1 protein-coding gene is annotated in these 531 nt (G+C 73.8%); it reads right to left on the bottom strand.

Features of this window, described 5'->3' with window-relative positions:
* Nucleotides 1-531: hypothetical protein (locus tag AC5RUJ_RS18145; protein WP_494156506.1), on the bottom strand; the 531-nt coding region annotated here is incomplete at both ends.

Raw genomic sequence — 531 nt, forward strand, 5'->3', positions numbered from 1 at the left:
GGCGTCGGCCCGGGACGCGGAAGGGAACGGCTTGGCCGGCGCCTCCCAGGCGTGCCAGAAGCTGGTGTCCGGGTCGCTCCGCGTGCCCGGCAGCCATGCCTCGACGGCGCGGAAGCCGTCCAGGTCCATCAGCGCCACGATCGGTTTGGCCGAGGCCGGCCAGTTGTAGAGCCCGGGCGCGGCCTCCCCGTAGACCAAGACGATCCGCTGGCCGGGTGCGGCCCGGTCCGGCGTGCCCTGCGTGCCCGGCGTGCCCGCATCGGGCTCCAGGACGTGGAGTTCCACGCCGTTGAGGGCGCCGAACATCATCAGGTCCTCGCGCCGGAACCGGCCCACCAGCACGGTGCGCAGCTCGGCGGCGTCCGGCGCTTCGAGCTCCTCGGCCTCGTCCGGTTCCGGCATCTCCTCCACTTCCAAAGCCGCGTCCGGTGCCGGTGCCTCGTATTCGATGCCGTCAATCTCCACGGCCGCCCCCAGGTCGGCAGAGAGCCCGCGGACCAGGGCCGCGACGTCGGGCCCGGGCACTGCCCG

It is taken from the genome of Arthrobacter sp. Y3223164, assembly GCF_059091005.1.